This window comes from Tardiphaga sp., from assembly GCF_028290785.1.
GTDB lineage: Bacteria > Pseudomonadota > Alphaproteobacteria > Rhizobiales > Xanthobacteraceae > Tardiphaga.
Genome location: NZ_JAQGJD010000333.1, coordinates 59,830 through 69,576 on the forward strand (window position 1 = coordinate 59,830; position 9,747 = coordinate 69,576).

Sequence of the window (9,747 nt, forward strand, 5' to 3'; positions counted from 1 at the left end):
TCCGCTCACTCGACGTCCAGCGGCTCCGTGCCGGTGACCTGGCCGCTGGAATCCGTGGTGATCTTGTCGACCCGGGCCTCGGCCTGGCGCAGCAACTCGTCGCAGCGCCGCTTCAGGGCCTCGCCGCGCTCGTAGATGGCTACTGATTCCTCCAGCGGCACCTTGCCGTCTTCCAGCCGCTTGACGATGGTCTCGAGCTCTTCGATGGCGCGCTCGAAGGTCAGCTTCTTGACGTCCGCATGGGTCGGTTCGGCCATATCGCGTTCCTGCTGCGCGCCCTCGGGGACGCCGATTCAAGATGATGTTTGAGGGCGGAGTGTGGCGGGAATCATGCGCCCATCAGCGCGGTGACATGGGCCGCCACCGATTCCTTCAGGCCCTGCAGATCATAGCCACCCTCCAGCACCGAGACAATGCGGCCGCCGGCGCTCTTGTCGGCTTGGTCCATCAGCTTGCGCGTCACCCAGCCGAAATCCTCCGCGTCGAGATTGAGCGAAGCCAGCGGATCGCGGCGATGTGCATCGAAGCCGGCGGAGATGATGATCAGTTCCGGCGCAAATTTCTGCAGCTGCGGCAGAATCAGGTTCTCGAACGCCATGCGGAATTTAGCGCCGCCGTCGCCATCGGCCAGCGGCGCGTTGACCACGGTGTCGTGCTCGCCGCGTTCGCCGCTCGCCCCGGTACCGGGAAACAGCGGCATCTGGTGCGTCGAGCAATACATCACCGTGGGATCCGACCAGAAAATGTCCTGGGTGCCGTTGCCATGGTGGACGTCGAAATCCACCACTGCGGCGCGTCCAATGCCGTAGGTGCGCTGCGCGTAACGCGCCGCAATCGCTGCCTGGTCGAAGAAACAGAAGCCCATCGGCTTGTTGATCTCGGCGTGGTGGCCGGGCGGCCGCGTGGCCACGAAGGCGTTGGTGGTCTCGCCCTTCATCACCGCGTCGGTCGCCGCGACCGCACCGCCGACGCCGCGCATCACTGCTTCCCAGGTGCCGGGCGACATCGAGGTGTCGCCGTCGAGATAGATCATGCCGCTGGACGGCGCGACGTGGCGCAACTCGTCGATGTAGTGCCCGTCATGGCACAGCCCGACCACGTCGAGATTGCCCTCGGGCGCCTCGCCGCGCACCAGCGCATCGAAGCGCGCTTCACCCAGCACCGTCGCCACCGCCCGCAGCCGGTCGGGACGTTCGGGGTGGCCGGGCGGCGTATCGTGATCGAGGCAGGCCAGATGCGACAGCAGCAGCGTCATACAGGGATTCCAGGCGCGGGATGCGCGGGTGTTGAAGGGTAGCTTAATTGCTGGAACCGGGTTCCGAAAGGGGTGGTGTCCTCGCTTTGGATAGGGATGGTGGCGTTACGGCAGCGCCGGAGGCCTGTGATAGCGCCTACGCATCCATCGTGCGAACCAAAGAGAGGTTTGCTGGCCAACGCTCCGGCTATCAGGAGCAGTGCCTTGTCATTGTCATTTGCATTTAACTGCTGATTCAGGATGATCCACTCTCGGCCGGTTCGTCGGGTGAAATTTGATATGCTGAAACCTCTGGTGAATATCGTTGAAATAGCGGTCTTCACATTACGCACATGCTTCTGAAGTTATGCCCGTTAGGGCATTGGAAGCATCGGAACGCCAACCGCGATCTTTCACGATTCATAGGGCTCATTGAAAAGTTCCCCGGGAGTTCCCCACCTACTTCGTTCGGTTCTGCCCTTCACCACGATGGTGCTGTTGCAGGCTATTGTCGCCGGCATCAGCATGAACGCGCTGTCGTCGGTGCGCGCCTACGTCGCTGGCGAAAGCCTCTGGTCAAAAGGACAGAAGGAGGCGGTTTACGCCCTGAGCCTCTATACCGAAACCGGCGACGAAAGATATTACAGTCGCTATCAATCGACGATCGCCGTGCCCCTTGGTGATCTCAAAGCACGTCGCGCTCTCGAAAAGCCAGTCCCCGATCTGGGCGCCGCGTATGGGGGCTTTCTGCAGGGCGGCAACCATACCGACGACATCGACGGCATGATCTGGCTGTTTCGCTATTTCGGCGATGTCAGCTACCTCGCCAAGGCGATCGAGAAATGGCGGGCAGCTGATCTTGTCATATATGAGTTGGCCGATATTGCCGCTTCCATCCATTCGGAAGTCGCCAGCGGGCCCCTCGCGCCGCAGCGCATCCAGGCACTCAAGGCGAAAATCCACGAGATTGACGAACGGACTACACCGCTGGCAGTAGCCTTTTCCGAGCGCCTCGGCGAGGGATCGCGACTTCTCCAGCTGATATTGGCGGTCGTCAATATCTTCACGGCTGCCCTGCTGATTCTGCTTGGAGTCTGGCGTACCCGCAAACTTCTCATTCAGCGTCAGACATTCGAGAATGCGCTGAAGGCTGAAAAAGAGCGTGCGCAGGTTACACTCGCTTCAATTGGCGAGGCCGTGATCAGTACAGATGCGAATGGCTGTGTCGAATATATGAACCCAACGGCCGAGCGGCTGGTGGCCCAGCGGGTTGGCGATGCGCTGGGAAAACATCTGACGTCACTGTTTCACATTGTCGATCAAGATGACGGAGTCGACAACAAAATCCTGATCGGGCAGGCCCTTGCCGGCAAGACCGTCAACGGCGGCGGGCAACCTCATCTGCTGATTCGGGAGGACGCCAGTTCGGTCCCCGTATCATGGGTTGCCGCACCGTTGCTGATTGAAGCCGAGGCGGCGGGATCTGTGATGGTGTTGCACGATATGACGCGGGAGCAGGAATATATCTCGCGATTGGCCCACCAGGCGTCGCACGATACGCTGACCGATCTGGCCAATCGACGTGAGTTCGAGCGTCGCCTGGAGGACGCGCTGCCGCGGGTCGGCATGAGCTCGGCGCAGCACGCTTTAATGTTTCTCGATCTCGACCAGTTCAAGGTCGTCAACGACACTTGCGGTCATGCCGCTGGCGATCAGCTGCTCCGCCAGGTTTCGGGAATGCTGCAAAAACATCTGCGCCCCGGCGATCTGTTGGCTCGTTTGGGAGGCGATGAGTTCGCCGTCCTCCTGGAGAATTGCGGGGCCGAGCTGGCCGCGAGCACCGCCGAGCGTCTCCGGCAGACGGTGGAAGAATTGAATTTCGTCTGGAACGGCCGAGTGTTCAACATCACCGTCAGCGTCGGTCTGGTGTGCATCGCCGAGGCCAATACCACGATTGAAGACACGCTGCGGACAGCCGACGTCGCCTGCTACATGGCCAAGGAGAAGGGCCGCAACCGGGTTCAGATTCACCATTCGAGCGACGACGAGTTGTTGCGGCGGGTTAACGAAATGACCTGGGTGCAGCGCATTCACGAGGCGCTGGAAGGAAATCGGTTCTGCCTGCACGCACAGAAGATTGTCCCGCTTGACGACCGCGACGTGGGTGGTCTGCACGTCGAGCTTCTGTTGCGGTTGCGGGACGAGGATGGCCAGCTCATCGCGCCTGGCAATTTCATTCCTGCCGCGGAGCGCTATGGGTTGATGACCCTGATCGACCGCTGGGTGGTACGGAACGCGTTCGCGATCCTGGCCCACCGAAGGGCCGATCGGACTTCAATTCCGATCGCTACCTGTGCCATCAATCTTTCCGGCTCGACTTTCCAGGACGACGGATTTCCAGATTACGTCCGCAACCAGCTTCTCGCCCACAAAATCCCGGCAACGATCATCTGTTTCGAAATCACAGAGACCAGTGCGATAGCTAAACTGGCCAAGGCGGGCGAGTTTATTTGCTCGCTGCAACAGCTAGGTTGTCGTTTCTCGCTTGACGACTTTGGCAGCGGCATGTCGTCGTTTGCTTACCTCAAGCATCTTCCGGTGAATTACCTCAAGATCGACGGCGGTTTTGTGAAAGACATGCTGGTCGATCCGATCGACCGCGCGATGGTCGAAATGATCAGCCATATCGGCAAGATCATGGGTAAGAAAACGGTCGCAGAGTTCGTCGAAAGCGAGGAGATCTTTCAAGCTTTGCGCGAAATCGGCGTCGATTATGCGCAGGGTTATGCCGTTGGCAGGCCGGAACCATTCGATATCAGTAGCGAGATGACCGGCGCCGGGCGTGAGACGATCCGGCGCGACGTGGCGTAGGCCGGTTGATCGGCGCCCGCGCGTCCTCGTGCTATTTGGCGATGCTCCGCATCCCAGCTCAGTTCAATTTTCCGATCCGGTCCAGCATCCCCGGTGCCACCGGGCTGTTGATCTTGAACCAGGCATCCAGCGCGTCGACGTCGTAAACGCCGACCTGCGGCGCGAGACCGCCCTTCAACACGGTAAAGCCGTCGCCGCCGACCGACATGAACTGGTTCACGGTCACGCGATAATTCGCAGCGGGATCGATCTTTTGCCCATTCAACATCATGCGTTCCGCTGCAACGCGGCTACCCGAAGTCGCGCTGTCGTTCCAGGCGTAGGAAAATCCCTTCGACACCTGCAGGATGCGCGGCCGCTTCGGATCGAGCCATTGCTGCTCCAGCATCGCCTTGATCTGCGCGCCGGTAAGCGTCAGCGTGACCAGTTGATTGCGAAATGGCTGCGCGGCAAACACGTCGCCGTACGTGACCGGACCCTCCGACCGCTTGACGATATCGGCGCGAATGCCGCCGGGGTTGGTAAAGGCGATGACGGCGCCGCCAAGCGCTTCCGCCGAAGTCGCGGCTAAGTGCGCATCGGCGACAACGTCGCCAAGCGGGCTTTCGCCGGTCTCGGGATTCGGCATGCGCGAGAGGGTTTCCGTGACCGATCCCACCGGACGATTGGCGATCGGGCCTGCGACCTTGTCATAGGACGCGAGCAGCGCCGTCTGCGCGGGATCGGCGGCATAGGTATCGGTGCGGACGATGAGGTTGTTCGCCTTCGCGCTGATGACGTCGCGCGTGGTGCGGTCGAGCTTGAGGTCGATCGAGGTGACGAGGGTGCCGTACTTGTCGCCTGAGGTGACCAACCGGCCGTCGATCTCGCACGTATAGGCGCGGTGGGTGTGGCCGCTGATGACGACATCGACGGCGCGGTCGAACTTCTTGACGATCTCGACGATCGGCCCGGAAATCCCCGGGCATTCGTTATAATCGCCGGTGGGGAATCCGCCTTCGTGGATCAGAACCACGATGGCCTCGACGCCCTTGGCCTTCAGTTCCGGTATCAGGGCGTTCACCGTCTCGGCTTCGTCCTTGAAACTGAGGCCGGCGACGCCGGGTGGCGATACCAGTCCCGGCGTGCCCTTCAGCGTCAGGCCGATGAAGCCGACCGGGATGCCGTCGAAGGTCTTGATCTCGTAGGGCGGCAGCACCGGCTGTCCGGTCTGGATGTCGATGGTGCTGGCGGCGAGATAACGGAACGTTGCACCGGCGAACGGATGCGAGCCCTGGCAATGGTCGACTGGATGACAGCCGCCGTTCTGCATCCTCCGTAATTCGGCAAGCCCCTCGTCGAATTCGTGGTTGCCGACCGAGGCGATCTCCAGCCCCATCATCGAGAGCGACTCGATGGTTGGCTCGTCGTGGAACATTGCCGACAGGAACGGGCTGGCGCCGATCAGGTCGCCGGCAGCGACGAACACCGAGTTCTGCTTGGCGGCGCGGAGCTGCGCCACCAGCGTGGCCATATGCTCGGCGCCGCCGGCGCGGACGGTGATCTTTTTCGTTCTGTCAGCGGGATCGTCGATCGAAATGCCGCCCGGCGGCGGCCGCAAATTGCCGTGGAAATCGTTGATGGCGAGCAGGGTGAGATCGACAGGGGAGGTGGGCGTCTGGGCATGGGCGCTGGTGCAACTCCACAGCGACGCGGCGAGCACAGCGATTGCGATCCGCGCCGTCCTAACCTTTCCCCGCCCTTTGCGGGGAGAGGTCGGATCGCTCTCGCGATCCGGGTGAGGGGCGGAGCAAGGTACTTGGCGCTGGCAGAACGTTTCGGCTCGCATGGCAGATTTCATAATGCAAAATTTCTAGTGTGGAGCCGTCTTGGATCGGGAGGGCATGCAACGGCCCGATCAAGGCAGATCTGCCTCGCCCCTCACCCGAACTGCGCTCGCGCGCAGTGCGACCTCTCCCCGCGAAGAGCGGGGAGAGGTCGCCTTCACGCCTTCTTGCGCGCGAAGAACGCCTTGAACGCGGATATCGCTTCCGTGGATTTCATGCGTTCGCCGAATAACTGGCCTTCCTGGTCGATGCGCCGCGTGAGGTCCTCCGGCGGCAGCTTCAGCAGGCGGCGCGAGATCGCCACCGCTTCCGCCGGCAGCGCGCAGATTTCGCGCGCCACTTTCCGGGCTTCGGCCTCGGTATGGCCGGGCGCCACCACCACGTTGACGAAGCCGGCTTCGCGGGCCTCCTCTGCGGTCACCTTGCGGCCCATCACCAGCGTCGCAAAGGCGCGCTGATGACCCATCGCGCGCGGCATCAGCAGGCTGGAGGCGGCTTCCGGCACCAGGCCGAGATGGATGAACGGCGTCGAGAACGTCGCGGTGGTCGAGGCCAGCACATAGTCGCAGTGAAACAGCATGGTGGTGCCGATGCCGATCGCGATGCCGTCCACCGCGGCGATGATCGGCTTGGTGTTCTGCGCCAGCGAATACAGGAACTTCACGGCGTTCGACGCCCGCGGGGAGTCCGCCTTTTCGGCGCTGTCCTTGAGAAAATCCTCGAGATCGTTGCCGGCGGTGAAGACACCGGAGCCGCCAGTGATGATGATGCAGCGAATCTCCGGATTGTTCTGAGCGGTATCGATCGCCTCGCTCATGCCACGGTACATGTCCTGCGTGACCGCGTTTTTCTTTTCCGGTCGCCGCAGCATGATCACGCGGGTGGCGTCTTCGTCGGTAACGATCACGTGGCCGATCATCGTGCGTCCTTTTGGATTGCCGCTCGCGCTTGTCCCGCACGGCTATGACAGGGAAATCAGGCCAGCAACACCGCGTCGGCGGACGTCACTGATTCAGCGCCGTCGATCACCGTGCGTTCCAGCGATCCCGCCTGCACCGTAATGTTTTCGGCGAAGAACCTCGCCAGCGTGACATAGCGTGCCGGGTCGCCGCCGCCATCACTGATGTCTTTCGCCGCCAGCGCCTCGCCGGCCAGCATGCAGCCGCCGAGCGTCGAGCCGAACAGCCGCAAATAGGGGGTGGCGCCGGCCAGCGCGTCCGATGGCGCCGAGGCCAGCCGCTCCAGCAGCCACTTGCTGCTGCGCTCCAGCGCGCCTAGCGCGTCGCGCAATTTGGCGCCGGTTGTGCCGAAGGCCGGATCGTTGGAAGCCTCGACGCGGCCGACGATCTCCGACAGTTCGTCGAGCAGCGCCCACACCGAGGCGCCGCCGTTGGCGCCAAGTTTTCGCGTCACCAGATCGATCGCCTGGATGCCGTTGGTGCCTTCGTAGATCGCCGTGATGCGGGCGTCGCGATAGTGCTGCGCCGCGCCGGTTTCCTCGATGAAGCCCATGCCGCCATGGACCTGGACGCCGAGCGAGGTGACCTCGTTGCCGATGTCGGTGGAGAACGCCTTGGCGATCGGCGTCAGCAGCGCGCCGCGGGCGGCGGCCTCCGAGCGGACCTTGGCGTCGGTGCTGCGCGCGGCGATATCGAGCGCCACGGCGGTGGCGTAGCAGATGGTCCGCGCGGCGGCGGTGAGCGCGCGCATCTGCATCAGCATGCGCTTGACGTCGGGATGCACGATGATCGGGTCCATGCCGGTGGTCTTGCTGCCGATGCCGCGGCCCTGCTTGCGCTCCTGCGCGAACGCCAGAGCCTGCTGGTAGGCGCGGTCGGCGATCCCCACGCCTTCGAGGCCGACGCCGATACGGGCCTGGTTCATCATCGTGAACATGCACAGCATACCGCGGTTTTCCTCGCCGATCAGGTAACCGACCGCGCCACCCTTGTCCCCCATGGTCATGGTGCAGGTCGGCGAGGCGTGCATGCCGAGCTTATGCTCGACGCCTGACGGATAGATGTCGTTGCGGGCGCCGAGCGAGCCGTCGGCATTGACTAGGAATTTCGGGATCAGGAACAGCGAGATGCCCTTGGTGCCCGCAGGCGCATCGGGCATTCGCGCAAGCACGAAATGCACGATGTTGTCGGTCATGTCGTGGTCGCCGTAGGTGATGAAGATCTTGCTGCCAAAGATGCGGTAGCTGCCGTCGGCTGCGCGTTCGGCGCGGCTGCGCAGGGCACCGACGTCGGAGCCGGCCTGCGGCTCGGTCAGTTGCATGGTGCCGGTCCATTCGCCGGTGACCAGCTTCTCCAGATAGATCTGCTTGAGTTCGTCGCTGCCATGGGCGTCGAGCGCCTCGATGGCGGAGAGCGTCAGCAGCGGGCACAGGCCGAACGCGATGTTCGAGGCGCTCCAGATCTCGGTGCAGGCCGCATTAATGGCCAGCGGCAGGCCCTGGCCGCCAAAGGCTTCGGGCCCGGATACCGCGTTCCAGCCGGCCGCGGTCCAGCGCTTATAGGCCTCCGGCCAGCCCGGCGCGGTGGTGACCTGGCCATCCTTAAGCTGGATGCCGTTCTTGTCGCCGATCCGGTTGAGCGGGGCCAGCACGTCGGTGGCAAAGCGTCCGGCCTCCTCCAGCACGGCGGCGGCGATATCGCCGTCGAAGTCGCCATAATGGCCGGCCTGCACGGCGGCCTGCAGGCCGGCGCCATGGTTGAGGGCCAGCAGCATGTCGTGGATCGGCGCGCGGTAGGTCATGACCGGTTCTCTCTCGAAGGGTTTGGAGCCGTTGCAAGCCGTATTCCCACGAAATGGGCCGGCTCTCAACACGCCAAACGGCGAATTCCGCGACCGGAACAGGCCGGGGAGGTGGTTGAAATGGGGGAGGTCTCTCTATAGACCGGCGTTGCCGGGGGAAACCGCGCGGGCGTCGCCCCGCTCTGCGCGTAGCCGCCGGCTGTTGGGGCGTCGCCAAGTGGTAAGGCAGGGGATTTTGATTCCCCCATGCGGAGGTTCGAACCCTCCCGCCCCAGCCAGCGCGCCGACGGCAATTGAAAACACGGCAAAATCGGCCTGGCTGGGGTGCTGATGCACAGCACTGCGACACATTCCTGCTGCACAGGAGGTCGTGTTCTGATGGCTGTCCACATCTTTCGCCGCGAGGCGACCTACTATTGGCGGCGTCGCACGCCCCGCGCGCTTGCCATTTGCCTGAACCGCCCGCATCTTTTTTTGAGCCTGAGGACGACGAGCCCGGTGATGGCGCGTCGGCTGGCGACCCAACTCGATGCCATTCTGGAAGACGCCGCGATGCTTGCCGAGAACGCCGACTTGCACCTGTCACGGTCCCAGATCGAGACAATGCTTGGCGCAGTCGTCGAGCGGCAGCTGACCAAGCTGGAGCGGGTCGCCCTCGCTGCAAAGTGCGCGCCCGGGTTCGATGTCGAGGAGGCGCGATCTGACGACAAGCGGGCCCTATGGACTTACACCTTGCTCGACGCGCAGGGCCCCGCGGCCATCGTGCGCAAGGAGGATCGCCTCCGCATGAAGTCCGACGGCCTCTCGGGAGCTGACATTGGGGCAGTCCAGCGTCACCTGACCATGCTCCAGATGAACGGTCTGGTGCCGACGAAGCATCATGTCCTGAGGCAAATGATCGAGAACGTGGCGGCCGCGCCCACCGCCATGAACATCAACATGGCTCAAGGGGCCTACTTCCGCGGGATGAAACTTGCACTCGCCGAAATCGACCGTCGCTATGGAGGGGAGCGTGTCGAGGATGGCGATGTCGTAAATCGCATCCTTCGTGCGAGG

General features: G+C 63.0%; 7 protein-coding genes and 1 tRNA gene. 3 read left to right on the forward strand and 5 right to left on the reverse strand.

Going from position 1 to position 9,747, the window contains the following annotated elements; all coding sequences use genetic code 11:
* Positions 1-5: 5 nt before the first annotated feature.
* Both JWR89_RS21665 and JWR89_RS21670 read right to left on the reverse strand, forming a co-directional pair.
* A complete protein-coding gene (locus tag JWR89_RS21665) occupies positions 6-257 on the reverse strand; it encodes an exodeoxyribonuclease VII small subunit (protein ID WP_299720040.1) in 252 nt (83 codons plus the stop codon).
* Between the two features lie 71 nt (positions 258-328).
* Positions 329-1,255: a histone deacetylase family protein gene (locus JWR89_RS21670; RefSeq protein ID WP_299720042.1), complete on the reverse strand. Its 927-nt coding sequence runs from the start codon at positions 1,253-1,255 to the stop codon at positions 329-331.
* A 468-nt stretch (positions 1,256-1,723) separates the two neighbouring features.
* Here JWR89_RS21670 and JWR89_RS21675 point away from each other — a divergent pair, with 468 nt between their 5' ends.
* Positions 1,724-4,105 (forward strand): EAL domain-containing protein, encoded by a 2,382-nt coding sequence (locus tag JWR89_RS21675; RefSeq protein ID WP_299720044.1) that lies wholly within the window; start codon positions 1,724-1,726, stop codon positions 4,103-4,105.
* A 58-nt stretch (positions 4,106-4,163) separates the two neighbouring features.
* On the opposite strand, the gene JWR89_RS21680 is transcribed toward JWR89_RS21675, so the two are convergent.
* The 3 genes from JWR89_RS21680 to JWR89_RS21690 form a co-directional block, all read right to left on the reverse strand.
* Positions 4,164-5,807 carry a bifunctional metallophosphatase/5'-nucleotidase gene (locus JWR89_RS21680; protein WP_299720045.1) on the reverse strand — a complete coding sequence of 548 codons (1,644 nt, stop codon included), beginning with the start codon at positions 5,805-5,807 and terminating at the stop codon, positions 4,164-4,166.
* Positions 5,808-6,088: 281 nt separating this feature from the next.
* Positions 6,089-6,850: a crotonase/enoyl-CoA hydratase family protein gene (locus JWR89_RS21685; protein ID WP_299720046.1), complete on the reverse strand. Its 762-nt coding sequence runs from the start codon at positions 6,848-6,850 to the stop codon at positions 6,089-6,091.
* 56 nt (positions 6,851-6,906) lie between these two features.
* Positions 6,907-8,691 carry an acyl-CoA dehydrogenase gene (locus JWR89_RS21690; protein WP_299720047.1) on the reverse strand — a complete coding sequence of 595 codons (1,785 nt, stop codon included), beginning with the start codon at positions 8,689-8,691 and terminating at the stop codon, positions 6,907-6,909.
* Between the two features lie 203 nt (positions 8,692-8,894).
* Here JWR89_RS21690 and JWR89_RS21695 point away from each other — a divergent pair.
* Both JWR89_RS21695 and JWR89_RS21700 read left to right on the forward strand, forming a co-directional pair.
* Positions 8,895-8,969 (forward strand) — tRNA-Gln (locus JWR89_RS21695).
* A 100-nt stretch (positions 8,970-9,069) separates the two neighbouring features.
* Positions 9,070-9,747 (forward strand): DUF6538 domain-containing protein (locus JWR89_RS21700; protein WP_299720049.1); only part of this gene is annotated, 678 nt, incomplete at its 3' end.